The 24,950-nt window shown below is 59.4% G+C and carries 19 protein-coding genes; 14 read left to right on the plus strand and 5 right to left on the minus strand.

The genetic code is table 11. The features are described from left to right. Positions 1-64 precede the first annotated feature (64 nt). Together QQK16_RS19025 and QQK16_RS19030 are read left to right on the plus strand one after the other, a co-directional pair. On the plus strand, positions 65-589 hold the full coding sequence (locus QQK16_RS19025; RefSeq protein ID WP_284198064.1) for a GNAT family N-acetyltransferase: 525 nt from the start codon (positions 65-67) through the stop codon (positions 587-589). A gap of 43 nt (positions 590-632) precedes the next feature. Further along, a complete protein-coding gene (locus QQK16_RS19030; protein WP_284198065.1) occupies positions 633-2,363 on the plus strand; it encodes a sensor domain-containing diguanylate cyclase in 1,731 nt (576 codons plus the stop codon). 24 nt (positions 2,364-2,387) lie between these two features. Here the strand turns inward: QQK16_RS19030 and QQK16_RS19035 are convergent, their stop codons facing one another. Next, positions 2,388-3,878 carry a hypothetical protein gene (locus QQK16_RS19035; protein ID WP_284198066.1) on the minus strand — a complete coding sequence of 497 codons (1,491 nt, stop codon included), beginning with the start codon at positions 3,876-3,878 and terminating at the stop codon, positions 2,388-2,390. Between the two features lie 156 nt (positions 3,879-4,034). Between QQK16_RS19035 and QQK16_RS19040 the strand changes: the two genes are divergently transcribed. Both QQK16_RS19040 and QQK16_RS19045 read left to right on the plus strand, forming a co-directional pair. Next, complete coding sequence (locus QQK16_RS19040; RefSeq protein WP_284198067.1) at positions 4,035-5,639, plus strand: ABC-F family ATPase; 1,605 nt, start codon at positions 4,035-4,037, stop codon at positions 5,637-5,639. Between the two features lie 424 nt (positions 5,640-6,063). Then, positions 6,064-6,804: a beta-ketoacyl-ACP reductase gene (locus QQK16_RS19045; RefSeq protein WP_284198068.1), complete on the plus strand. Its 741-nt coding sequence runs from the start codon at positions 6,064-6,066 to the stop codon at positions 6,802-6,804. Between the two features lie 77 nt (positions 6,805-6,881). Here QQK16_RS19045 and QQK16_RS19050 read toward each other — a convergent pair whose 3' ends face one another. From QQK16_RS19050 to QQK16_RS19060, 3 genes are all read right to left on the minus strand, one after another. Then, on the minus strand, positions 6,882-8,147 hold the full coding sequence (locus tag QQK16_RS19050; protein ID WP_284198069.1) for a L,D-transpeptidase family protein: 1,266 nt from the start codon (positions 8,145-8,147) through the stop codon (positions 6,882-6,884). A 5-nt stretch (positions 8,148-8,152) separates the two neighbouring features. Beyond that, positions 8,153-9,262: a nuclear transport factor 2 family protein gene (locus tag QQK16_RS19055; RefSeq protein ID WP_284198070.1), complete on the minus strand. Its 1,110-nt coding sequence runs from the start codon at positions 9,260-9,262 to the stop codon at positions 8,153-8,155. Between the two features lie 253 nt (positions 9,263-9,515). Beyond that, on the minus strand, positions 9,516-9,851 hold the full coding sequence (locus QQK16_RS19060; RefSeq protein WP_284198071.1) for a DMT family protein: 336 nt from the start codon (positions 9,849-9,851) through the stop codon (positions 9,516-9,518). A 143-nt stretch (positions 9,852-9,994) separates the two neighbouring features. Here QQK16_RS19060 and QQK16_RS19065 point away from each other — a divergent pair, with 143 nt between their 5' ends. From QQK16_RS19065 to QQK16_RS19085, 5 genes are read left to right on the plus strand one after another with little or no spacing between them, the layout of a single operon-like run. Beyond that, on the plus strand, positions 9,995-10,666 hold the full coding sequence (locus QQK16_RS19065) for a recombinase family protein (protein WP_284198072.1): 672 nt from the start codon (positions 9,995-9,997) through the stop codon (positions 10,664-10,666). 56 nt (positions 10,667-10,722) lie between these two features. Beyond that, complete coding sequence (locus tag QQK16_RS19070) at positions 10,723-13,929, plus strand: helicase-related protein (protein WP_284198073.1); 3,207 nt, start codon at positions 10,723-10,725, stop codon at positions 13,927-13,929. After that, positions 13,926-14,708, plus strand: coding sequence for a DUF4391 domain-containing protein (locus QQK16_RS19075; RefSeq protein ID WP_284198074.1), 783 nt, complete (start codon positions 13,926-13,928; stop codon positions 14,706-14,708). Before QQK16_RS19070 ends, QQK16_RS19075 begins: the two co-directional genes overlap by 4 nt. A 29-nt stretch (positions 14,709-14,737) precedes the next feature. Then, entirely contained in the window at positions 14,738-16,822 is a 2,085-nt protein-coding gene (locus QQK16_RS19080; RefSeq protein WP_284198075.1) for a site-specific DNA-methyltransferase, read from the plus strand. A 7-nt stretch (positions 16,823-16,829) separates the two neighbouring features. After that, on the plus strand, positions 16,830-19,847 hold the full coding sequence (locus QQK16_RS19085) for a type III restriction-modification system endonuclease (protein WP_284198076.1): 3,018 nt from the start codon (positions 16,830-16,832) through the stop codon (positions 19,845-19,847). Between the two features lie 89 nt (positions 19,848-19,936). Here the strand turns inward: QQK16_RS19085 and QQK16_RS19090 are convergent, their stop codons facing one another. Then, positions 19,937-20,119: a hypothetical protein gene (locus QQK16_RS19090; RefSeq protein ID WP_284198157.1), complete on the minus strand. Its 183-nt coding sequence runs from the start codon at positions 20,117-20,119 to the stop codon at positions 19,937-19,939. On the opposite strand from QQK16_RS19090, the gene QQK16_RS19095 reads away from it, so the two are divergent. The 5 genes from QQK16_RS19095 to hemE all read left to right on the plus strand — a co-directional run bounded on the left by QQK16_RS19095 (position 20,106) and on the right by hemE (position 24,807). After that, entirely contained in the window at positions 20,106-20,324 is a 219-nt protein-coding gene (locus QQK16_RS19095; protein ID WP_308447080.1) for a DMT family protein, read from the plus strand. The genes QQK16_RS19090 and QQK16_RS19095 overlap by 14 nt on opposite strands. Positions 20,325-20,445: 121 nt before the next feature. Next, positions 20,446-22,146 carry a glutamine--tRNA ligase/YqeY domain fusion protein gene (locus tag QQK16_RS19100; RefSeq protein WP_284198077.1) on the plus strand — a complete coding sequence of 567 codons (1,701 nt, stop codon included), beginning with the start codon at positions 20,446-20,448 and terminating at the stop codon, positions 22,144-22,146. A 120-nt stretch (positions 22,147-22,266) separates the two neighbouring features. Then, positions 22,267-23,088, plus strand: a complete 822-nt coding sequence (gene pyrF, locus QQK16_RS19105; RefSeq protein WP_284198078.1) for an orotidine-5'-phosphate decarboxylase — start codon at positions 22,267-22,269, stop codon at positions 23,086-23,088. Beyond that, entirely contained in the window at positions 23,081-23,662 is a 582-nt protein-coding gene (locus QQK16_RS19110; RefSeq protein WP_284198079.1) for an HD domain-containing protein, read from the plus strand. The genes pyrF and QQK16_RS19110 overlap by 8 nt, the downstream gene beginning before the upstream one ends. 80 nt (positions 23,663-23,742) lie before the next feature. Then, complete coding sequence (gene hemE / locus QQK16_RS19115; RefSeq protein WP_284198080.1) at positions 23,743-24,807, plus strand: uroporphyrinogen decarboxylase; 1,065 nt, start codon at positions 23,743-23,745, stop codon at positions 24,805-24,807. Positions 24,808-24,950 lie beyond the last annotated feature (143 nt).

Consider the following 24,950-nt stretch of genomic DNA (forward strand, 5'->3'; position numbering starts at 1 on the left):
CCCGTGTCTTTCAGCGATGTGCCATCGCGGGTACGATGCCGCCATCACACAACGGATATATACAATGTTGGCGCTACACCCCGCACGGGTTGAGGATGCGGAAGCCTACCTGGCCTTTTTCGCCGGCCTGATTGCCACCGCCGACACCATGTTGCCTACGCCGCAGGAGTACCAGAGCCGTACGGCGGCCGAGATCGCCAGCACCTTCAGTCGGTTTGCCGAGCAGGACAACCAACTGTTCCTGCTGGCCTGGCAGGATGGGCAACTGGCGGGGTTTATCACCGTTACTGGAGGCATGGCGCGCAAGAATCGGGGGTGTGGCCATATCGTGGCTGGTGTGGACCCGGCATTTCGGCGCCAAGGGGTGGCGCGCGCCCTGTTTGCTGCTGCCGAAGACTGGGCGCGTGAGGCAGGATTCTGGCGTTTGGAGTTGACGGTGATGGCACATAATGAAGCTGCGCGGCAGCTGTATCTGGCCGCTGGATTTACCGTTGAGGGTTGCAAGCGTGCCGCACTGTGCTGGGATGACAGGGTGGTGGATGAATTCCTGATGGGCAAGGTGTTGCTGCAGGCCCCGCTGCCAACTTAGCTTGGTGGCAGCGGGCTGCATTTTGCATGGATAGGGAACCAAGATGCCAAGCTTGTCGCTGCGGGCTACGTTGACGTTGGCTTTTGCCGCTGTCTCGGTACTGATGGCGGTATTGCTCTCAGTCTTGCTGGGCCGCTTGACGGCTGATGCCCTGCGGCAAGATATCGGTACCAGCCTGACCGAGCTGGCCGACCAGATGCGGGCACGGTTGGATGCGGGCCTGGCCGATCGATTGCGTACGGTGGAGTTGATGGCCAGTCTGCAGCAGATGCGTGATTCGGCCACGGCGGTGGCGGACAATCGTTTCCTGCTGGAAAAGCTGCGGCGCAACGATATCAAGATTGCCTGGATAGGCTTTGCCGACGTGGATGGCAAGGTGGTCTATTCGGCCGACGGCATCCTGGAGGGCGCGAATGTGGCTGCCCGCCCATGGTTTATCAGTGGCAAGCAAGGACCTTTCGTGGGGGATGTGCATGAGGCCAAGCTGCTGGCCAAGATATTGCCGCCACCAGCCTCCGGCGAGCCCCTGCGTTTTGTCGATGTGGCGGCCCCTGTGTTTGGCACTACTGGCCACCTGCGCGGCGTGCTGGGTGTGCATTTGTCCTGGGAGTGGGCGCGCGATATTGAACAGCATGTATTCACAGCCAGCAGGCGTGCCAGCGGCGTAGAAACCTTTGTGTTGAACAGGGAGGGCCAGATGCTGTTGGCGCCGCAGGGCAGTGCCGGGGTGTTGCTGCCAGCCAATCTGGATACGGCCGCGACCGGTAGTGGACAGTTGCTGCGCTGGCCGGATGGCCAGGACTATGTGACCACTTTGGTGAGGACTCGAGGCTACGACGAGTATGCTGGTCTGGGATGGTCCATCGTATCTCGCCAGGCGGCGCAAGAAGCCTATGCGCCAGTCAGGCAGATGCAGGACATGGTGTGGGCCATCGGGGTGGCCATGGCGGTGCTGTTTGCCCTGTTTGGTCTGTGGCTGGCCAGGCGCATCGCCCAGCCCTTGCATCAGCTCAGTCATGTGGCAGATCTGTTGCGCGGGGGCGAGATGAATGCGCTGATCCCGACTTCTTCCACCTTTGTCGAGACAGCACAACTGGCGGGTTCATTCAGGCATTTGGTATACGTGCTCAAGGCGGAGCAGGGCAAACTGCAGGCGCTTAACGAATCGCTGGAAGAGCAGGTGGCGAAGCGCACAGAGGCGCTGGATGCGGCCAATCGCCATCTGTTTACTTCACTAGAGGAGCGGCAGCGCCTGGTGGCAAGGCTGGAGGAATTGGCGCATACCGACAGCCTCAGCGGCTTGTTGAACCGCCGAGCCCTGCATGAGCGTAGCGCTATAGAGCTGGCTCGATTGGAGCGACAGCCGGCCCCATTGGCACTGATGATCTTCGATATCGATCACTTCAAGCGCATTAACGACCAGCATGGCCATGATGCCGGTGATGAAGCAATCCGTCTGCTGGCGCGCACGGCAAAGGGGGTATTGCGGGAGGTGGATATCCTGGCCAGATTCGGCGGCGAGGAGTTTGTGGCCTTGCTGCCGGACACATCGTCAGAGGCGGCCATCGCAGTGGCCGAGCGGCTACGTTTGGCTATCTCGGCGATCAGTATCGTGACGCCGGCGGGCCCTATCGGCATGACGGCCAGCTTTGGTTTGGCCCTATGGGAACCAGGCCTGAGCCTGGATATCTTGATCAGTCGGGCGGACAAGGCGCTCTATGGTGCCAAGCATGGCGGCCGCAACCGCCTGGTGGTCTGGCCTGATCAGGCCTGAAGGCTGTGGGTGGTGCTGGCTGGGTCAGCCTTTGGCGGTAACGCTGAAACTGCTGATGATGTAGTCGGGCAGAGTTTCAATGGGCGCACCCAGCGTAATTTGGTAACGCTTGCTGCCGGATGAGAGCGTGTAGAGCCCACCTTTATGGTGCTTGTCGCGCCCCATCAGCAGTATCCGGCCATGTGGTGACTCGGCACAGTAGAGTGCTGGCAGGCTCTGGCCGTTGTCCTCCAGCATCACCGGTGTGGGCTGCATGCCCAGTCGCTCGGCTCCGACCTTGACCAGCCCCTCGCGCGATTTATTCAGGCGGCGTACCACTGCCAGCCACACACCATCCTCGTCTTTCAGTGCCAGGACTTCGCACACTGCCAGCTTGTCGTCGAACTTGGCCTTGTAGTGCGCCCCCATGCCATTGGCGCTTTCGTCCGCCAGCGTCCATTCCTCCCAGTCGCGGGCGCCGCCATTTGCACGCAGCAGCTGGTAGATGCGGTTCAGGCCTAGTGCCGCACTGGTGCTGTGTTCCTTATGCCGGCGTTCGCTGCGACGGGAGCGGGTCTGGCCTGCACGGGAATAGATCAGGGCCAGGTCGCTAAGCAGGCTAGCGACTGCGGGTTGGTCGGCCTTGGCAGGCACCGGAATGGCCACCGGGAAGATGCCCTTGCCGGCATTGAGCGCCAGCTCGGCCAGATAGTCCGCCAGCGGTTCGGTATCAAGATAGCGGTAACGCTCCCCCACCATATTGCGGCGCAACTTCATGGGCGGGCGGGTTTCATCCAGGTTGATGGCATAGGTCTGGTCGCGCGGGCGGATGATTTTCTCCAGCGTGACTTTCTCCTGCCAATGCTGCAGCCAGCGGTCCACCTGCCAGATTTCCTCTATCCGCCGCCGTTCGGGCTCTGCCAGCTTGAGCAACATGGCATGGCGATAAATCTGGCTGACGCTGGTAGCCTCGGCATCCGGGTAGGCCTGCATGGATTTGTTGGCAAAGCCGGCGGCTTCGGCAATCTGGTACAAGCGGTTGAGGCTGCGCCATAGCCTTGGCTCGGCATCAAAGTACCGCAGATAGGCCCACTTGGCCTGCAGCGCATAGTAGCTGACCGAGCGTAGGGTGATCAGCTCGGCATCCTGGGCGAAGCGTTTGTTGGGGGATTGGGCATGCTGCTTGAGGCAAAGCTTGTAGGCCGAGGCCAGCTCCTTCCAGCAGGCCAACAGGCTGGGCAGGGCCTGGCGGGGGCTGATGCTGTCTATCTTTTCTTCGCTCCGGAATACCCGTACCAGCACCTGCGCCAGGGGACGGGCCTTGTCATCAAAGGCTTGCACGGCCTGGTAGCGCTCCTTCAATCCCACTTTGGCATTGCGGTTGAGTGCCGCCAGTGCCTTGATGATCTCAGTCAGGACGACCAGGGTTTCGTCGCGTGGCAGATCGATCAGGAGGCGCGTGGCAGAAGGACCAGAATCCTCCTCCTCACGGGCACGGCGCATCAGTGCGTCGATCAAGCCTTTGAAATCGAACATATCTCGTGTTTTGTTATCGGTGGATCAGCGACATTGCACCGGACGGTCAGATTGTGCTGATGTGATAAAATTACTCAATTTTGCCGTACCGCGCCATGCGCGGATTTTTATTTTTGTGACGGGTGTGCAAGAAAACACCCACCAGGAGCGTATCAGGTGATCAACACCGCCAATATCACGATGCAGTTCGGCGCCAAGCCGCTGTTCGAAAAAGTGTCGGTCAAGTTCGGTGGCGGCAATCGCTACGGCTTGATTGGTGCCAATGGTTCGGGCAAATCCACTTTCATGAAGATACTGGGCGGGGATCTCGAACCCACGGCCGGCAATGTCAGTCTGGACCCCGGCGTGCGCTTGGGCAAGTTGCGGCAGGACCAATTTGGCTATGAAGACCAGCGCGTGATTGATGTGGTGCTGCAAGGGCATGTCGAGCTGTGGCAGACCATGCACGAAAAGGATGGCATCTATGCCAATCCGGAAGCCACCGAAGACGACTACATGCGTGCGGCTGATCTGGAAGTGAAGTTCGGCGAGATGGGTGGCTATGATGCAGAAGCCCGCGCAGGCGCGTTGCTGCTGGGGGCGGGCATCCCGACCGACCAGCATTTCGGCCTGATGAGCGAAGTGGCGCCTGGCTGGAAGCTGCGGGTGTTGCTGGCGCAGGCCCTGTTCAGTGATCCGGATGTGCTGCTGCTGGATGAGCCCACGAACAACCTGGATATCAATACCATTCGCTGGCTGGAGCACACGCTGAACGAGCGCAACTCCACCATGATCATTATTTCGCATGATCGCCACTTCCTGAACCAGGTCTGTACCCACATGGCCGACCTGGACTACAGCACCATCCAGATTTACCCCGGCAACTACGACGACTACATGCTGGCCAGCACTCAGGCGCGCGAGCGTGCATTGGGCGCCAATGCCAAGGCCAAGGAGCGGATTGCCGAGCTGCAGGTGTTTGCTGCCCGTTTCTCTGCCAACAAATCCAAGGCACGCCAGGCGACCAGCCGGCTCAAGCTGGCTGACAAGATCAAGGAAGGCATGGTTGATGTGAAGCCTTCCTCGCGCCAGAACCCCTACGTGCGCTTTGATTTTGACGACAAGCTCAAGCTGCATAGGCAGGCATTCGAAACCCAGCACCTGTCCAAGTCGTTCGACAAGCCGCTGATACAGGGGCTGAACCTGATATTCGAGGCCGGCCAGAAGCTGGCGGTGATAGGCGGCAACGGTGTAGGTAAATCGACCCTGATGAAGATGCTGGTCGGCGTACTCAAGCCGGACTCGGGCTCAATCAAGTGGGCCGAGAAGGCGCAGGTGGGGTATTTCGCCCAGGATCACGAAGAAGATTTCGATAGCGATGACACCTTGTTCGACTGGATGAAACAGTGGGGACGCCCCGGTGACGATGACCAGGTGATACGTGGCATCCTCGGCCGCTTGCTGTTCAGCGGTGACGACGTGAAAAAGGCTGTGCGGGTACTTTCCGGTGGTGAGAAGGGGCGTATGCTCTATGGCAAGCTGATACTGGAGCAACCCAATGTGCTGGTCATGGATGAACCGACCAACCATATGGACATGGAATCGATCGAGTCGCTGAACCTGGCGCTGGAGCTGTTCAAGGGCACCCTGGTATTTGTTTCGCACGATCGCCAGTTTGTTTCGTCATTGGCCACCCAGGTGCTGGAACTGAGGGGCGACGGCAGCTACGTGCATTACACCGGCGGCTATGAGGATTACCTCTCCAGCCAGGGCCTGGAGTAAGCGCTACCGGCCAAACTGTTCAGGCCTTGCTTGCACACCTGGACATAGGCGCTATGCTGGGTTTTTATGGCAGTGCCAAGTCGATGGCATACCGTTAAGCCAAAACTGTTGCATTTTGTAAACAAGGAGGCGACTCTGACGGAAACTACCCGTTTAGAGTTGCCGCTCTAGATCGCCCGTACTATCATGCGCGCACATCTTCAGTGCGCCCTTGAACCAGTTTTGGGCGATCAAGCCGGTGATGTAGGTAGGTCACCGTCTCTCAGAGCCGCCGCAAGGGCCGCTCAACCGGATAAGACAAAGAAGAAGTATGGAGCAGACAGAAGCGCAGTGCCCCTGAGGGGTGCTGCGTTTCCCCATGTCTTTTCAGTTTTTTTGCTCTGTTTCCGGCCCTGCACGCGGCCAGCCTTTTAGGGAGAAAGTTATGCGTTTGTCAGGCAAAGTTACCATCGTCACTGGCGCTGCCAGTGGCATAGGCCACGCCACTGCCTTGCGCTTCGGCAAGGAAGGCGCTCGCGTTGTGGTCTGTGATCTGAACGCCGCCGGTATCGATGCGGTGGTGAGTGAAATCCTCGCGGCCGGTGGCGAGGCTGTGGGCTACGTGGTCAATGTCACCAACAAGGCACAGATTGCCGAGATGGTGGCAGGGGTCAAGGCCAAGTGGGGTCGTATTGATGTCCTGGTGAACAATGCCGGCATCGTGGCCGATGCCCAGCTGACCAAGATGACCGAAGAACAGTTTGACCGGGTTATCGACATCAACCTCAAGGGTGTCTACAACTGCACCCGTGCGGTGGTCGACACCATGGTGGAGCAGGCATCGGGTGTGATCCTGAATGCCTCATCGGTAGTGGGTCTGTATGGCAACTTCGGCCAGACCAATTATGCTGCCGCCAAGTTTGGCGTAATAGGCTTTACCAAGACTTGGGCCAAGGAGCTGGGCAAGAAGGGCATACGCTCCAATGCCGTCTGCCCCGGCTTTGTTGCCACCCCTATCCTCAAGGATATGCCGGAGAAGGTGATACAGGCCATGGAAGACAAGGTGCCCATGCGCCGTCTGGCCCAGCCTGAGGAGATCGCCTCGGTCTACCTTTTCCTGGCCAGTGATGACGCCAGTTATATCAACGGTGCCGTCTTGTCGGTTGATGGCGGTCTGGTGATCTGATCGGCACGGTCGTGGCAGCAAAAAAACCGTCCAGCCATGGACGGTTTTTTTTATGCATGGCCAACGACGGCGGGCGCTTAGCCTGCTGAGCCTTCCAGGCTGATACGCCAGCGACCGGCTTCCTGGCGCATATAGAGGCGCTTGCGCATCTGGTTGTTCAGGTTGCTGCTTTGGTAGTCCTGCATGAAGCTGGCCTGCAGCAGATCGCCTTGCGCGCTGGGATAGCCGAACAGGCTCAGGTCTGTCAGCTTGACCTTGGCCCATTGCTTGCCGGCATTGACGGCCTGCTTTTGAGCGCGCCAGGTATTGAGGTCGGCATTGCCACTCTTGAAGTCACTGGCGTAATGGCTCAGGTAGCGCGGGGTATTTAGGCTCTCCCAGTCGCGGCGCCAAGCCTCCACCTGGGCCAGGGCGCCGTCGCGCCGGGCTTGCCAGGCCGAGGGCGTCAGCCATTCCACTTCGCCCGCAATGATGACCGGGGTACCCGGTAGCAGATAGGGGCTGAGCGCGCTGATATCGCTATTGGACATGGCAACGCAGCCATTGGAGGCCTTGGGTGCGCGGCTATAGGTATCGTAGGGTACGCCGTGCAGCCAGATGCCGCTGCCGGTGCGGCCCTGGCGGCGGTCCCAGTCATTCGGGTAGCTTAGCGGCCAGGCTCCGACACCATAGAGTTCTGCGCGCTTGCCGTAGCGTTGGTCCAGCTGCTCGCGCGGCATATGGCCGGTGACGAAATAGACGCCCAGCGGTGTGCGCTGGTCGCCTTCGCGGGCCTTGTCGAAACCCAGCTTGCCTATGGTGGCGTAGAAATCCCGGACATAGCGCGGCGTGCCATTGTCGTTGCGATACAAATAAATGCGGGCGCGGCCGGCGTCGACCAGTACGGCATATTGTTGGTCTGGCGCAAATTGCAGCAGATTGGCAGGAATGGCTTGCTGGGCCGGGGGCGGCGCTTGGTAGCGCAATAGCCGGGCGCTGGCCTCGGCGCGCAGATCATCCAGCTTGTCGTCCACTACCGGCGCGCTGCCTATGCCCGCCAGGGGTTGCGATCGGGCCATCAGCAGATCGCCCTTGAGCAGGTGGGCCAGGCGGTAGTTGGGTTTGGCCTCTAGCAGCCCGTCGACCAGGCGGCCGGCTTCGTCCAGCCGGTTCTGCCGTATCGCAGTCAGTGCAGCTACCACAACCTCCTCGGGATTGCCACGTGCCGCCGCCAATGGGTTCTGCGCCAGCAGGCTGGCCAGCGGAGAGACGGTGGGGCGCTGCCACTGCATGGAGTTGGCAGCCGGGGCGAGGTAGAGGCCCGCCGCGAGGCAGGCGGTCAGCTTGAACCAGGAGCGACGCATGGTGTTTATCCTACCCGCTCTTCGCGTATGAGCCAACGGCCACCGTTGCGCTCCAGTATCAGGGTCTTGCCCGTCGAGGTGTCGAGCTTGTCGGACTTGTAACGCTGCACCAGCCTGACGGTGGCAGTCTGGCCACCATCGCTGAACTTGACCCGGATATTGGCCAGTTTGACTTCAATTTTGCGAGCAGCGTCTATACGCTCGCGCCGTTGTTTTTCCCACTCACTGCGACTCATGCCGCCAGGCTTGAAGCTGCGCGAATAGCTGGCCAGATAGGCCGGCACACGCTTGTCTGACCAGGCATCGGCCCAGCCGCGCACGGCCTTGACCACTTGCTCCTCGTTGGCGCTGTCTTCCGCCTTCGATTCGGCGGGCTTGGGTTCAACGGGCTTGGCCGGCGTGGGTTTGACTTCGGCGGGCTTGGCGGGGACGGGTGCAACCACGGCTGGTGTAGTCGGTGCGACAGGCTTGCTGGCTGTGGCGACCGGCGGCACGGTGACGGGTGGGGCTACAGGCTTGGCTGCAGCGACCACCACTGGTGGCCGTGCTGCTGCGACGACAGGTGCCGGCGTGCCGCCAGGCGCAGGTCGGCTGAGCAGATCCTGCACCAGGGCCAGCCTGGGGGCATCGGACTTGATCACCGGGGCGGCGCTGCCGTTCTGCCGTTCCACGATGTCGCGCTGCAAGGCCTTGTCGTAGGCTTGGGCCGCCAGGCGGGCATAGACATCAGCCAGGTTGGCATGCGCAGTGGCGTAGGCCGGGTTGGTCTGCAAGGCCATCTGCAAGGCGGCCCTTGCCTTGTCGAGCTGGCCTTGCTGGGCATACAGCGCTGCCAGATTGTTATAGGGTTCGGGCAGGTTGGGGTATTCGCTGGTCAGCGCGGTAAAAACCTGTATGGCTTCGGCGCTGCGGCCTAGCTGTGCCAGGGCGTTGCCGCGCAGCAAGCGTAGCCGGGCATCGCGTGGTGTTTTTGCCAGCGCCTTGTCGGCGGCTTGCAGGGCAGCGTCGGCCTGGCCGCGATTGAGGCTGGTGGCTATGTCTTCGGCCTCGCCGGCGTATGCCCCGGATATCAGGGCCAAACTGAGCAACAGTGAGGGGAGGCGGTAGGCGGGCATCGACTGGACGGCAGGTTCGCGGCTGTTCAAACTTCCCATTTTATCAGAGTCGCCGGCCAACGCCGGTCGCACGCATATGTTTACTGCTATTCCGCCGGGCATGCAGGCCATCGTCCTGCTGGTGTGCTCCAATGTGTTCATGACCAATGCTTGTGACCTAACACGGTAGGGTAAAGCACACCTACCCCCAAAAAAGCAAAAGGCCCAAGGCGACTAACCTTGGGCCTTTTGCATGGTGACTCGATGAGTCTGGTCAGCGTCCCACGAACAAGAAACCAACAGCGGCCATGATGCAGGCGAAGGCCGCAATGTGTCGCCAGTGCAACGGCTCACCCAGCACGGCAACCATGAAGACACCGAAGACCAGCAGGGCGATAGCTTCCTGCGCCACCTTGAGTTGACCGGCAGACCAACCAGCAGCAAAGCCGATGCGGTTGGCTGGGACGGCGAAGCAATACTCGACGAAGGCGATGCCCCAGCTTATCAAGATGACACCGAACAGCGGCTTGTTCATTCCGCCCTTCAAATGCCAGTACCACGCGGTAGTCATGAAAATATTCGAAAGCGAGAGCAGGAGGATGGTTTGCATGGTCTGGGCATCTTGTTTTGGCGTACCGAAGAAACGACCGTTTTTCGGTATGTGAATCGGTACGGCAGAAGTGTACCGAAAAACGCGGTATTTTGTTTTTCGGTGCGTACCGGCTAGAATGACCCCGTTATTTGGAGAATTCCATGACGGTCACCCGTTTCGCGTACCTGCGTGTCTCGAAGTCTGATTCCACGGTTGAGCAGCAACTTACCCAGATGGAGGTGGAGGGCTTGGTCTTCGAAGGGGACCGTGTGTACCGCGAGGAAGGCGTTAGCGGCAAGGTGCCTGCACTTCAGCGCAAGGAGTTCGCCAAGCTGTATGAGGCGATGTGCAAGAGCAAGAACCCAGAACTCTGCGTCGCTCGTATAGACCGGCTTGGTCGCGACGTGCTGGACGTGCTCTCCACAATCGAGACTCTGCTGGACAAGGGCGTCACCATCCGCGTACTGGGCTTGGGCGTGCTGGACAAGACGCCAAGCGGCCTGCTTGTTCGAAACGTGCTTTTGAGTATTTCTCAGTTTGAAAGAGAGTTAATTTCTGAGCGGACCCGTGCCAAGCTGGCCCATCTGAAGTCCACCGGGGTCAAGCTCGGGAGGCCCAGCAAGGCAGCGGATGCAGAAAAGCTACAGAAGGCACGAGCGCTCTTTGGCCAAGGCATGTCGTGGCGGCAAGTTGCGAAGGAACTGGGTTGTGCGCTCTCGACCCTTCAGCGCCTGATGGACATAGAGAAGGAAGCAGAGAACGCGAAGAAGCATGTTTCTGGCAGTGATGCGCTACTTCACTATCATGAGCCACAAACTGATTTGAAAAGATAGCCGAATCCGCTGGCGGCAAGCCTGCAAGGACCACGGTACAAGAAGGGGAGGAAGCATTGCGTCTCATCAAAAATAGCGGCAATGACCGAGTCATTGACGCGCTTCGGCAATTCTTGGGGCAGAAGTCGTCATTCGACTTGGCGTCTCCTTCCTTCTCTTTGTTTGCCTTCGCCGAATTGCAGGAATTGCTGGCTGGGGTGGACAAGGTGCGCGTGGCCTTGCCAGCGTCAGGGCCGGACGATTGGGAAATGCTCGGGTCGGAAGCGGACAGGGCTTTCCGCAACCGTTTGCAGACTAGATGGTTGGCCAAGCAGTGCAGCGACTGGGTATCGAAGAAAGCTGAAATCAAGCAGGCCAAAGGCTCCATCCCGCAATCGGCGATGGTGGTCCGCGCTGAATCAGGCGTTTCCCAGCGCGTCATCACCGGCACCAGTTCGTTCAGCACCAGCGGACTTGGCCTGACTCCCAACCAGCAGTTCAGCCTCATTCAATCGGCAGAGAACCCTGAAGAATGTGGACTGCTCGCCGCTTGGTTCGACGGCCTGTGGGCCAATCTGCCTGCTACCGGCGCAGCCAAAGCCGATTTGCTGGCGCGGCTCAACGAGTTGTCGGTCCACCGGCAACCCTCGCTCATCTATTACCTGACGCTGTATCACCTGTTCAAAGACCTCGGCAACGAACTCGATGAAGAAAAAATCATCAAGTCGGCCACGGGCATCAAGAACAGCGTGGTCTGGCAGAAGCTGTACAAGTTTCAGCGGGACGGTGTGGTCGGGGCAATCGACAAGCTCGAACGGCACGGCGGCTGCATCATTGCGGACAGCGTGGGCCTCGGCAAAACGTTCGAGGCCTTGGCCATCATCAAGTATTACGAACTGCGTAATGACCGCGTCTTGGTATTGGCTCCCAAGCGCCTGCGCGACAACTGGACGCTGTACAAGTCCAACGACCGGCGCAATGTGCTGGCCGCCGACCGGCTTCACTACGATGTCCTTAACCACACCGACCTGTCCCGCGACGGCGGTCAGTCCGGCGACATCGACCTCACGCACGTCAACTGGGGCAACTATGACCTAGTGGTCATCGACGAGTCCCACAACTTCCGTAACAAGATTACCCATCAAGGCCGAGAGAGCCGTTACGACCGCTTGATGCGGCAAATCATCCGCGAAGGCGTTAAGACGCGGGTGCTGATGCTGTCGGCCACGCCGGTCAATAACCGGCTCGCTGACCTCAAGAACCAGATTGCCTTCGTCACCGAAGGTGCAGACGGCGCTCTTGATGCCAACGGTATCCCCAGCATCGAAGCGACGATTCGACAGGCCCAGTCCCAGTTCAATCGCTGGTTGCGTCTGGAGGAGGTGGACCGCAGACCGTCCCGGCTGATGGACATGCTGGGCTTCGACTACTTCAAGCTGCTCGACCTGCTCACCATTGCCCGTTCGCGCAAGCACATCGAGAAATACTACGGTACGAGCGAAACCGGTACTTTCCCGAGCCGCTTGAAGCCACTCAACATCAAGGCCGATGTCGATTTGTCCAAGCAATTTCCAGCCATTGGCGACATCAACAACGAGATTCGACGGCTCAATCTGAGTCCCTACGCCCCATTGCGCTACGTGCTGCCGCACAAGATGGCCGACTACGACGCCAAATACAGTACCCGCATCCGTGGCGGTCAGAGCTTCTTCCGGCAGGTAGACCGCGAGGAGAGCCTGGTGCATCTGATTCGCGTCAATCTGCTTAAGCGCATGGAGAGCTCCGTGGCGTCATTCGCACTGACGCTGAGGCGACAGCTCGGCGGCGTTGACGCCTTACTTGCCCGCATTGACGCCCATGAGGATTCCGTCGAGGAACTAGACATCGACGATGTGGAAATAGACGACCCCACCTATGAATCGCTACTGGTGGGTCGCAAGGTCAAGGTGCTGTTGCAGGATGTGGATAGGGTGCGCTGGCGGCAAGACCTGCAAGAAGACCGCAACCGACTCGCCACGCTGCTCTCAGCCGCAGAGCAAATCTCGGCAGAGCGGGACGCCAAGCTCGCCGCCCTGCGCAAGCTGATTGCCGACAAGGCCACTCAGCCCATCAACGCGGGCAACAAGAAGGTCATCATCTTCACCGCGTTTGCCGACACCGCGATGTACCTGTACCAGCAGCTTGCGCCGTGGGCCAAGGCTGAACTGGGCATCCACTCGGCGGTGATTGTGGGGGCTGGCAGCAACAAGACCACCCAGCCCAAGCTTCGTACCGACCTTGCCACCCTGCTGACGGCGTTTTCGCCCCGCTCGAAGGAGCGCCCTGCGGAATATGCCCAAGAGGGCGACATCGACTTGCTCATCGCCACCGACTGCATTTCGGAAGGCCAGAACCTGCAAGACTGCGACTACCTCATCAATTACGACATCCACTGGAACCCCGTCCGCATCATCCAGCGCTTCGGACGTATCGACCGGATTGGCTCACTCAACGACTACATCCAGCTTGCCAACTTCTGGCCCAACATGGAGTTGGAGGAATACATCAATCTCGAACAGCGGGTCAGCGGCAGGATGGTTCTGCTCGACATCTCGGCCACGGGTGAGGAAAACCTCATCGAGCAGCAGTCCGGCAACCAGATGAACGATTTGGAATACCGCCGCCAGCAACTGCTGAAGTTGCAGGACACGGTCATCGACCTTGAAGACCTATCCAGCGGCGTCTCGATTGCCGACCTAACGCTCAACGACTTCCGCATCGACCTCGCCAGCCAGTTAAAAGAACATCCCGGCCTGCTGGACGCGATGCCGTTGGGGTCATTTGCCGTCACCACGGCGGCTGAACTGGGTGACGCATCAATTCCTGCGGGCATGGTGTTCTGCCTGCGTGCCGTGGGCGAGAAGGTGGCCAACGCTGCGGAATCGGGCTACCCGCTGGCACCGCACTACTTGGTGCATGTGGCGAACAACGGCGAGGTATCGCTGCCGTTTACCCAGCCCAAGCAGATTCTCGACCGCCTAAAGAAGCTCTGCCTCGGGCGCGACATGCCCGACGCCACAGCCTGCGCCCGGTTCGACAAGGCCACACGCGATGGCCGGGACATGGGCCATGCCCAAGACCTGCTGGCCACGGCCATTGCTTCGGTGGTAGGCAAGAAGGAAGAAAAGGCCGTCGCCAGCCTGTTCACGGCAGGCGGCACCCATGCGCAGAAGGGTGAATTCGCTGGCAGCAACGACTTCGAAGTGGTGGCGTGGCTGGTGGTCTTGCCGGGAGCAGCATCATGAGCCTGTCCGCCGTGCTGGATGCGCTGGCACTGCCCGCAGAGGCCAAGGTCGAGCAACGTATCCCCAAAAAGCTGCTGGTGGAGCAAGGCGCACCCACGGCAGCCGACAAGCGCCAGATTCAGGACGGCATTGAAGAATTGATGTGGGTAGCCGCCCTGAAGCCCACCAACATCGGCGTGCCCGTGTTCCGGGACAGCGAGCGCGAGTATCTGGAAGTGGCCGTGCTCACGGTGCAGTTCCGCACTAACGCCAAAGTGCCCCGGCTGCTCGAACTCATCCACCGGGCGATTCCTTACCCGGTGCTGCTGGCTGCGTCATTTCACGATGCGGACAAGGCCTGCGCGGGCGTGTCCGCAGCCCACAAGCGCTTCAATCAGAACGAAGCAGGCAAGTTCGTGGTGGATGAAGTGCTCACCACTTCCGCCATTGCACTGGATGCCCTGCCTTCCGCCAGCGTGCAGGGCTTCATGGCGGCAATGGGCTTGTCGCACCAGCCCAATCGAGACCTGTTTGCCCTGTATCAGGGCTGGGTGGACTGCATCGTCGGCCTTGCGGTCGCTGGGGTGGCTGGGCGTTTTGTGCGGCCCGCCTCGCCCGAGCAGACCCAGCAGATGCGGGCATTCATGCAAAACCGCGCACACCTGCTGGGCGAGTTGTCCGCCTTGCGCAGCCAAGCCAGCAAGGAGAAACAGATGAACCGCCTTGTTGAATTGAATCTATCTATCAAGCGGCTGGAATCCCAACTGGCCGCCAACCAATCCGCGCTGATTGCCTCGTAATCAGCCCCTATTTATTTGAAGACCATGCCATGAAAAAAATCGAAGCGAACGACACCGAAGCCCAGTCTGCCGACATCGTCGCCGACAACCTGTCGCAACTGAAAGCGTTGTTCCCCGAAGCCTTTGCCGAGGGCAAGGTGCAGTTTGAAACGCTGCGTCAGTTGCTGGGCGGCGCAGTGGATGAGTCCGACGAAAAGTATGGCCTCAACTGGCACGGCAAGCGCCGCGCACGGCAAATCGCTTTGACCCCCAGCACCGGCACCCTGCGCCCGTGTCCCGAGGAAAGCGTGGAGTGGGATACCACCCAAAACCTGATGATTGAGGGTGACAACCTTGAGGTGCTGAAGCTCTTGCAGAAGAGCTACGCAGGCAAGGTCAAGCTGATTTATATCGACCCACCGTATAACACGGGTAAGGATTTCGTATATGCCGATAATTTTCGCGACAACATTGGCAATTATCTGGAGATTACCGGGCAAGCGGAAGGTGGGGCCAGAATGCTCGCAAATACGGAGTCAAGCGGACGGTTCCACACTGATTGGTTGACCATGATTTACCCCCGCGTGAAGTTGGCGAGGAATTTGCTGCGGGACGATGGTGTCATTCTGATTAGTATCGACGACGCAGAGTTATCCAACTTGCGTGCGGTTTGCAATGAGATTTTTGGCGAAGAAAATCAAATTGCATGTTTGGTTTGGGAGAAGGGTCGAAAAAATGATGCCAAACTATTTTCGGTTGGGCATGAATACATTCTTGTCTATGCAAAATCACTCGCACATTTGAGGGAGGCGAAGACGCTATGGCGCGAGGAGAAGCCCGGAGCAAGGGAGATTTGGGAAAAGTACCTTGAACTAAGGCAATTGCATGGCGATAAAGACCGGTCTATTGAAAAAGACCTGCAAGATTGGTTTTCCTCTTTGCCAAAGACCCACCCATCCAAGAAATGGAGCCGATACAAAAGGGTTGATAAAAATGGTCCGTGGCGAGACCGTGATATTTCATGGCCGGGCGGTGGTGGACCGCGTTACGATGTTCTCCACCCCTTAACAAGAAAACCATGCCTTGTTCCTGAAAGCGGCTGGCGATACTCCTCCCCAGATGAAATGCAACGGCAAATCAATTTGGGATTGGTTGAGTTTCGAGATGACGAAACGCAACCTCCATTTCGCAAAGCGCACATTCGCCCTATATCTGCCGAGCTTATGGATGAAGAAGAAGCTGCTGAACTTGGCGAAGGGGGTGAAGATGAAGAGAGCGAAGAAGAGTTTGCAACGCAAGTGCGTGGCAGTTGCTTCTATAAGCAATCGCAGGTTTCCGTAAAGCTTCTTCGCTCCTTGATGGGCGCAAAAGTCTTTAATAACCCCAAAGACCACGCCGAACTGGCTCGACTCTTTGACTACGTTTGCGGCGGCGACAAAGAAGCCATCATCATGGACTTCTTTGCAGGGAGCGGTTCATCTGGACATGCGGTCATTGACCTAAATTCAAGCGACGATGGTCATCGTCGTTACATCCTCGTTCAGTTGCCCGAATATTTGGACTCGACAAAAAAGGAACAGAAAGCGTCTGCAAAGTATTGCGAAAAATTAGGAAAGCCCACAACGATTGTTGAGCTAACGAAGGAGCGCCTGCGGCGGGCCTCACGAGAAGCAAAGGTTTCTCATCCTGATTTCCAAGGGGACTTGGGGTTTAGGGTTTTCAGGTTGGACAAATCCAATATCCGGGAGTGGAACCTAAGACCGGAAAATGTTGCCCAGTCATTGTTCGACCATTCAGAGCATGTTGTTGACGGCCGGACAGAAGCCGACATCGTCTACGAGTTGCTGCTGAAGCTGGGCCTCGACCTGTGTGTGCCGATGGAGTCGCGTGCCATTGCTGGCAAGACCGTCTGTGCGGTCGGCGGCGGAGTACTGACGCTGTGTCTGGCCGAGGCGATTGCCGCCAGTGAGGTTGAAGGGCTGGCCGCAGGCATCGTGGCATGGCACGTGGAACTAGCCCCGGCAGGTGAATCTACCGTGGTGTTCCGAGACAGTGCCTTTGCAGACGATGTCGCCAAGACCAATATGGCTGCCATCCTCGCCCAGAACGGCCTCGAAAACGTGCGCAGTCTGTGAGGCCCCGATGAAACTTCACTTCGAATCGAATCTGGATTACCAGCACGCCGCCATCGAGGCGGTGTGTGACCTATTTCGCGGGCAGGAGGTGTGCCGTACCGAATTCACCGTTTCCAGTCAGAGCGCCCGGACGGTGGAGGGGCAGGCCGAACTGCCCTTGGGCGGCAGCTTTACGCAAGGCCAGTTGGGGCTTGTGCAGAACGAGTTGGGGGTGGGTAACCGCCTGACCCTGCTGGACGACGAGTTGCTGGCCAACCTGAAGGACATCCAGCTTCGCAATGGGCTTCGCCCATCGTCGGCACTGACCTCGGGCGACTTCACGGTGGAGATGGAGACCGGGACCGGCAAGACCTACGTCTACCTGCGCACCTTCTTTGAACTGAACAAGCGCTACGGCTTCACCAAGTTCGTGATTGTGGTGCCCTCGGTCGCCATCAAGGAGGGGGTCTACAAGTCGCTGCAAATCATGGCCGAGCACTTCCGCAGCCTGTATGCCGGTGTGCCTTTCGACTTCTTCCTGTACGACTCATCCAAGCTGGGGCAGGTGCGCAACTTTGCCACCAGCCAGCACATTCAGGTGATGGTGGTTACCGTAGGGGCCATCAACAAGCAGGACGTGAACAACCTGTACAAGGACAGCGAGAAGACGGGCGGCGAGAAGCCGATTGACCTGATTCGCTCGACTTGCCCCATCATCATCGTCGATGAGCCGCAGAGCGTGGACGGCGGTCTTGAAGGCCGGGGCAAAGACGCGCTGGACAAGATGAACCCGCTTTGCACGCTGCGCTATTCCGCCACGCACGCCGACAAGCACCACCAAGTCTTCCGGCTGGATGCGGTGGATGCCTATGAGCGCAGGCTGGTGAAGCAGATTGAAGTGGCGTCCGCAGCGGTGGAAGGTGGCCACAACAAGGCCTATGTGCGCTTGGTGTCGGTCAGCAACAAGGCCAACAAGATTCGCGCCGTGCTGGAGGTGGATGTGCAGCGCGGCACGTCTGTCAGCCGCGAGACGATTACGGTGCAGGCGGGCGAAGACTTGGAGCAATCCATCAATCGCCCCCTGTATGCGGGCTTTCTGGTGGACAACATCGGCTGCCGGAAGGGCGATGAGTACGTCCAGTTCAGCAACCAAGAGGCCCCGTTGCGCATCGGCGAGGCCATTGGCGGCGTGGATGAGGACGCGGTGAAGCGGCAGATGATTCGCCGCACCATCGAAGAGCATCTGGACAAGGAGCTTCGGCTCAACCCGCTGGGCATCAAGGTGCTGTCGCTGTTCTTCATCGACGTGGTGGACCACTATCGCCAGTACGACACAAACGGCGTGCCCGTGAAGGGCAAGTACGCCCAGATGTTCGAAGCCGAGTACAAGGCCGTGGCATCGAAGCCCAAGTTCCGTAGCCTGTTCGGCGAGGTGGACTTGAGCCTTGAGGCGGCGGAGGTGCATGACGGCTACTTCTCCATCGACAAGAAGGGGAACTGGCAAGACACCAGTGAAGGCAATCAGTCTGGCAGAGACAACGCTGAGCGGGCCTACAACCTCATCATGAAGGACAAGGAAAAGCTGCTGGGCTTCGAGACCAAGCTGAAGTTCATCTTTTCCCACTCCGCCCTGCGTGAAGGCTGGGACAACCCCAACGTGTTCCAGATTTGCGCCCTGCGCGAGATTGGCTCGGAGCGCGAGCGTCGGCAGACCATTGGTCGCGGACTGCGTCTGTGCGTCAACCAGAACGGTGAGCGCCAGCGTGGCTTCGAGGTCAATACGCTGACCGTAGTGGCGACTGAAAGCTATGAGGACTTCGCCGCCAACCTGCAAAAAGAAATCGAGGCCGACACCGGCATCCGCTTCGGCATCGTCGAGAAGCACCAGTTCGCCGCCATTGGGGTGGTGGATGCCAACGGCGAGGCCAAGCCGCTGGGCGTGGAGAAGTCCGAAGCCATCTGGACCTACCTGCGTGATAACGGCATGGTCGATGCCAAGGGCAAGGTGCAGGACGCCCTGCGCACGGCATTGAAGGACAAGACCTTCACCCTGCCGGAAGAGTTCGCCTCACAAAAAGCTGAAATCGGCGAGGTCCTGAAGAAGCTGGCCGGTGGCCTGATTGTCAAAAATGCGGACGAGCGCAAGCCCATCAAGACCCGTCAAGCCATATTGCAGAGCGCCGATTTCAAGGCCCTGTGGGACCGCATCAAGCACAAAACCACCTACCGGGTTCAGTTCGACAACGAAGCGTTGCTAGAGGCCTGCATTCAGGCGGTGAAGGGCTTGCCGGTGGTTACCAAGACCCGCCTGCAATGGCGCAAGGCGGACTTGGCCATTGGCAAGGGCGGTGTCGATGCCAACGAAACGGCGTCGTCCGCCCCCATCATCCTTGAAGAGCAGGACATCGAGTTGCCGGACATCCTGACCGAGTTGCAGGACCGCACCCAACTCACCCGACGCAGTCTGGTCCGCATCTTGACGGAGAGCGAACGGCTGGACGACTTCAAGAAGAACCCGCAGCAGTTCATTGACCTCGTGGCCGATTCGGTCAACCGGGCGAAGCGGATGGCGCTGGTCGATGGCATCAAGTACCAGCGCATCGGTGATGACGCCTACTACGCACAGGAGCTTTTCAATCAGAAAGAACTGACCGGCTACCTGAAGAACATGCTGCCCGCGACCAAGGCCGTGTACGAATACGTGGTCTATGACTCGGGCGGCGTGGAAAAGGGCTTCGCGGAAGACTTGGAGAAGAACGAGGCGGTGAAGGTCTACGCCAAGTTGCCGGGCTGGTTCAAGGTCCCAACGCCCCTTGGCACCTACAACCCGGACTGGGCGGTGTTGGTGGAAGTGGATGGCGCGGAAAAGCTCTACTTCGTGGTCGAAACCAAGGGCAGCCTTTTCGCGGAAGACCTGCGCGACAAGGAAAGCGCCAAGATTCGCTGCGGCGAAGCCCACTTCCAAGCCTTGGCAGTCGGCGAAAGCCCGGCCTCGTATCTGGTCGCCAGAAACATCGACGACCTGATGGCCAAAGTGGTGGCGTAAACGCAATCATGGGAGGCGTGCTTTCGCGCCTCCCATGTTGTTGGCGTGCCGTACTGGCAGGCGTTGGGGTTGGTGGGAGTATTGGCCACTCAGATCGCTGCCCCAGCCTTGCGTACCCGCAGAAGGTTCACCAGTGACGGCGGGTTGGCCAGAACCCAGTCCAGCAGCATACGGGCCGTACAGGACCTCGAAACGCCCAGGTGGTCTGCATGGGCATCGACCCTCACCACCTGCTCATCCCAGAGCATCAGTGTTACCTTGGTCAGTTTCATTGGTGGCCTTCCTGTACGATTACTGGCCAACCGTATCGGCTTTACCGTCTACAATCTGGCCCAGCTCAAGATCATGCAGGAGGTGATCACCCTGACGGTGTTCATCCCCTTTGCGGTGTTCTATATGAACCAGCCCTTCAAGTGGGATTTCCTCTGGGCGGGCCTGTGCCTGCTGGGGGCGGTGTACTTCATGTTCAGAACCTGACCAGCCTGATGGGGTGGGTTGGATGGCAGGGCTGCAGGATGAATCCAGCGAGACATGGGGTGCGGGCGCCGAATCGGGTAAAATCGCCGCATTGCACAAAATCAACGCCTTGCGGAATTCAATGACTACCGAAAACAACGCGCCCGCCGCCAGCAATTTCATCCGTAACATCATCGATGCCGACCTTGCCTCGGGCAAGCATCAGCGCACGGTTACCCGCTTTCCGCCCGAGCCCAATGGCTATGCCCATATCGGGCACTGCAAGGCCATCTGTATCAATTTTGGCATCAAGGAAGACTACCAGGCCAAGGGCTACGCCAGCGAATGCAACCTGCGCTTTGATGACACCAATCCGGAGAAGGAGTCGGAAGAGTACGCGCTGGCCTTCAAGGAAGACGTGCGCTGGCTGGGTTTCAGCTGGGATGGCGAGGTGCGCTGGGCGTCGGATTATTTCGACCGCCTGTATGCCTACGCCGAGGAGCTGATACTTGCCGGCAAGGCCTTTGTCTGTGAGCTCAATGCCGAGGAAATGCGCGAATATCGCGGCGATTTCCAGAAGCCTGGCCGCAACAGCCCCTACCGTGATCGTTCGGTGGCGGAAAACCTGGATCTGTTCCGCCGCATGAAGGCGGGCGAATTCGAGGACGGCAGCAAGACCCTGCGCCTGAAGATAGATATGGGTTCGCCCAACATCAATCTGCGCGATCCGGTGTTCTATCGCATACGTCGTGCCCACCATATCCGTACGGGTGACAAGTGGTGCATTTACCCAATGTATGACTACACCCATTGTATTTCGGATGCCATTGAAGGCGTCACCCATAGCCTCTGCTCGCTGGAGTTCGAGGATCATCGCCCGCTGTACGACTGGGTGCTGGACAACATCAGTATCGATTGCCACCCGCAGCAGATCGAGTTCTCGCGGCTTGAGCTGCTGTATGCCATCACCTCCAAGCGCAAGCTCAACCAGTTGGTGGTTGATGGCCTGGTGACAGGCTGGGACGACCCGCGCATGCCGACCATTTCGGGCATGCGCCGCCGTGGCTACAGCCCGGCCGGCCTGCGCCTGTTTGCCCAGCGTTGTGGGGTGTCCAAGAGCGAGAACATCATTGATTACAGCGTGCTGGAAGGCGCGGTACGCGAGATGCTGGAAGCGGAAGCACCCCGCGTGATGGCCGTGCTGGACCCGATCAAGGTGACGCTGACCAATTTCGAGGCTGGTGTGACCAGCAGCCGCACGGCGCCTTTCCATCCTCACCATCCTGAATTTGGCGAGCGTGAGGTGCCGATTGCGCCGCAGCTCTATATCGAGCGCGATGACTTTGCCGAAGTGCCGCCAGCGGGCTGGCAGCGTCTCACCCTGGGTAGCGAAGTGCGCTTGCGCTACAGCTATGTGATCAAGTGCGACGAAGTGATCAAGGATGCAGCAGGCAATGTGGTGGAGTTGAAGTGTTCCATCGACCCGGCAACGCTGGGCCAGAATCCGGTCGGCCGCAAGGTCAAGGGTGTGATCCACTGGGTGTCTGCCGAGCACGCCATCGAAGCCGATGTGCGGCTGTATGACCGGCTGTTCACGGTGGAGCGCCCTGATGCGGTACGGGGGGCTGACGGCCAGTACGAAGATTTCCGCCAGTTCGTCAACCCGACTTCGCTACGCACGGTTACCGGTTATATCGAGGCGGCTGTGCGCGATGCCGCACCGGAAACCCGCTACCAGTTCGAGCGCCTGGGCTACTTCGTCACCGACCGCTACGAGCATGTGGCCGGCGGCCGCCCGGTGTTCAACCGCACCGTGGGGCTGAAGGATAGCTGGCAGAAGTAAGTCACCCGTGTCGATTGCGATCAGGTGGGCGGCGCGCCAGGCATGGCGCGGCAACCCTGATCGCATCATGCGCTGGTCGCCCGCCTGGCTGACGAGCTGGGATAGCACGAGGAAGCACAATTGTTTCAGTATCGATTAGTGGAGCGCGGCAATGCGCTGAAGACCCGGCTTTGCCTGGGGCTGGATCCGCGCCTTGCTGCCTACGACAGTGTCGAGGCCATGCGTAGCCACACCCTGGCCGTGCTGGAGGCGGTGGCGCCGTTCATTGTCTGCGTCAAACCCCAGGCGGCTTTCTATGAGGCTGCTGGCCTGCCGGGCCTGCAGTTGATGGACGAAGTCATGATGCTGGCCCGGCGCCTGGATGTGCCGGTGCTGCTGGATGCCAAGCGTGGCGATATCGGCTCGACGGCCGAAGCTTATGCCCAGGCATGGCTGGAAGGCAGGCATGCTGGTAACGCCATTACCATCAACCCCTATCTGGGTTTTGCCACCTTGCGGCCATTCGTGGCGTCGGCGCGCCAGCATGGCGGGGCGGTCTTCGTGCTGGTGCGTACGTCCAACCCCGATAGCGGAGACTTGCAGGGCTTGATGGCCGACGGCTGCAGCGTGGCCGAGCACGTTGCCCGCGAGGTGGCGCGCCTGGGTGAGGAAGAAGCCGAGGCGCTGGCCAGCGTGGGGGCGGTCGTGGGCGCTACCCATCCGGCCGAGCTGGCACGCTTTCGTGCACTGATGCCCAAGGCCACCTTGTTGTTGCCAGGCCTGGGCGCACAGGGCGCAACTGCCGCTACGCTGGCGCCGGCCTTTCTGGCGGAGGGCACTGGCGCTGTGGTCAGCGCTAGCCGGGGCATACAGTATGCACAGGGCTGCGATCTGGATGCGGCCGTTGCGGCGGCTCGGGGATATCGGGATGAACTGAACCTGGCGGCCGGGCAACATGGATAAATTGATCGCACAGCTGGGCTTTTTGTTGGAACTGGACAAGCTCAAGGCCATATTGCGCCGTACCCGGCCGGTGGGGCTGGATCGCTATGAGAACACGGCTGAGCACAGCTGGCATGTGGCCCTGATGGCCATGCTGCTGGCCGAGCATGCCGAGCCGCCCGTGGCGGTGGAGCGAGTGGTGAAGATGCTGTTGTTGCACGATATCGTCGAAATTGATGCAGACGATACCTTTCTGTACGACGAGGCAGCCGCAGCAGGCAAGGCCGATAAGGAAGTGGCGGCGGCCGAACGCTTGTTCGGCATGCTGCCCCCCGAGCAGGCCCGCGAATTCCACGCGCTGTGGCGGGAGTACGAAGAGCGGGCAACGGCAGATGGGCGCTTTGCCTATGCCTGTGACCGCTTGTTGCCCATGCTGCAGAACCTGGCCAATGAAGGCGCCAGCTGGCAGGAGAACAGCGTGCGGTTCGAGCAGGTGATACGCAAGAACCTGCCCATCAATGATGCCGCACCAGCTTTGTGGCAGTACGTGCTGCCCAGGCTGGAGGCTGCCCGCGATAAGGGCTGGCTGGGCTGAATACCATTCCCGATGCCGGCTTACCGGCATCCCGAGCAAGCGGGTACGCTCCGGCGCTACCCGGCAGTTGAGAGAACATCATGTCCGTACTCCAGAACGATACCTTCTTGCGCGCGCTGATGCGCCAACCTACCGAGCACACACCGCTATGGCTGATGCGACAGGCCGGCCGCTACCTGCCGGAGTACCGTGCCACGCGGCAGCGTGCCGGCAGTTTTCTGGACTTGTGCAAGAACACTGAACTGGCTACAGAGGTCACCCTGCAGCCACTGGAGCGCTATCCGCTCGATGCCGCCATATTGTTTTCAGACATCCTGACCGTGCCGGATGCCATGGGACTGGGCCTGTATTTTGCCGAGGGTGAAGGCCCCAAGTTTGAGCGGCCCTTGCGGGACGAGGCGGCTATCCGGGCACTGGCGGTGCCGGATATGGCCGAGTTGCAGTATGTATTCGATGCCGTGAGCTCGATCCGCCGCGCCCTGAATGGTCGTGTGCCGCTGATAGGTTTTTCCGGCAGCCCGTTCACTCTTGCCTGCTATATGGTGGAAGGCGGTGGTTCGGATACCTTCAGCCGCATCAAGACCCTCATGTATGACCGCCCGGAACTGCTGCACCATATCCTGGCAGTGAATGCCCAGGCCGTGACGGCCTACCTGAATGCCCAGATACTGGCGGGTGCCCAGGCAGTCCAGCTGTTCGATAGCTGGGGGGGGGCGCTGGCTTATGGCAAGTATCAGGAGTTCTCGCTGGCCTATATGAAGCAGATCGTGGCTGGCTTGATACGTGAGCATGATGGCCGCCGTGTGCCGGTGATCGTGTTTACCAAGGGCGGTGGCCTGTGGCTGGAGGATATTGCCACCACCGGTTGTGATGCCATAGGGCTGGACTGGACGGTGGACCTGGCGGACGCCCGCCGCCGGGTGGGCGACAAGGTTGCATTGCAAGGCAACCTGGATCCGAATGCCTTGTTTGCCAAGCCTGCTGCCATAGAGGCGGAAGTGGCCAGGCTGTTGGCGAGCTATGGCGAGGGGGCAGGCCATGTGTTCAACCTGGGCCACGGTATCTCGCAATTCACGTCGCCGGAACATGTGACAGCCTTGGTCGATGCCGTTCATCGCCTGTCTCGCCCGTATCATTCAAACTGAGTAAATGCACCAAATCCGTGCCAGCCTGCTGCATTGCAGCAGGCATTTGTCAACCTCGACATCATTCATATAAAACAGCAACTTGCGTTGCAATGTTGAAGTGCTGCCACCTGAATGGTGGCTAAGTTATGCACAGAGTTGCA

The organism is Chitinimonas prasina (assembly GCF_030160395.1).
GTDB lineage: Bacteria > Pseudomonadota > Gammaproteobacteria > Burkholderiales > Chitinimonadaceae > Chitinimonas > Chitinimonas prasina.

What these genes read in the sequence shown, in the direction of transcription:
- QQK16_RS19025 (WP_284198064.1), top strand. Translation starts at nt 65, where the DNA reads ATGTTGGCGCTACACCCCGCACGGGTTGAGGATGCGGAAGCCTACCTG.
- QQK16_RS19030 (WP_284198065.1), top strand. Translation starts at nt 633, where the DNA reads ATGCCAAGCTTGTCGCTGCGGGCTACGTTGACGTTGGCTTTTGCCGCT.
- QQK16_RS19035 (WP_284198066.1), bottom strand. Translation starts at nt 3,878, where the DNA reads ATGTTCGATTTCAAAGGCTTGATCGACGCACTGATGCGCCGTGCCCGT.
- QQK16_RS19045 (WP_284198068.1), top strand. Translation starts at nt 6,064, where the DNA reads ATGCGTTTGTCAGGCAAAGTTACCATCGTCACTGGCGCTGCCAGTGGC.
- QQK16_RS19050 (WP_284198069.1), bottom strand. Translation starts at nt 8,147, where the DNA reads ATGCGTCGCTCCTGGTTCAAGCTGACCGCCTGCCTCGCGGCGGGCCTC.
- QQK16_RS19055 (WP_284198070.1), bottom strand. Translation starts at nt 9,262, where the DNA reads ATGCCCGCCTACCGCCTCCCCTCACTGTTGCTCAGTTTGGCCCTGATA.
- QQK16_RS19060 (WP_284198071.1), bottom strand. Translation starts at nt 9,851, where the DNA reads ATGCAAACCATCCTCCTGCTCTCGCTTTCGAATATTTTCATGACTACC.
- QQK16_RS19065 (WP_284198072.1), top strand. Translation starts at nt 9,995, where the DNA reads ATGACGGTCACCCGTTTCGCGTACCTGCGTGTCTCGAAGTCTGATTCC.
- QQK16_RS19075 (WP_284198074.1), top strand. Translation starts at nt 13,926, where the DNA reads ATGAGCCTGTCCGCCGTGCTGGATGCGCTGGCACTGCCCGCAGAGGCC.
- QQK16_RS19080 (WP_284198075.1), top strand. Translation starts at nt 14,738, where the DNA reads ATGAAAAAAATCGAAGCGAACGACACCGAAGCCCAGTCTGCCGACATC.
- QQK16_RS19085 (WP_284198076.1), top strand. Translation starts at nt 16,830, where the DNA reads ATGAAACTTCACTTCGAATCGAATCTGGATTACCAGCACGCCGCCATC.
- QQK16_RS19090 (WP_284198157.1), bottom strand. Translation starts at nt 20,119, where the DNA reads ATGAAACTGACCAAGGTAACACTGATGCTCTGGGATGAGCAGGTGGTG.
- QQK16_RS19100 (WP_284198077.1), top strand. Translation starts at nt 20,446, where the DNA reads ATGACTACCGAAAACAACGCGCCCGCCGCCAGCAATTTCATCCGTAAC.
- QQK16_RS19110 (WP_284198079.1), top strand. Translation starts at nt 23,081, where the DNA reads ATGGATAAATTGATCGCACAGCTGGGCTTTTTGTTGGAACTGGACAAG.
- hemE (WP_284198080.1), top strand. Translation starts at nt 23,743, where the DNA reads ATGTCCGTACTCCAGAACGATACCTTCTTGCGCGCGCTGATGCGCCAA.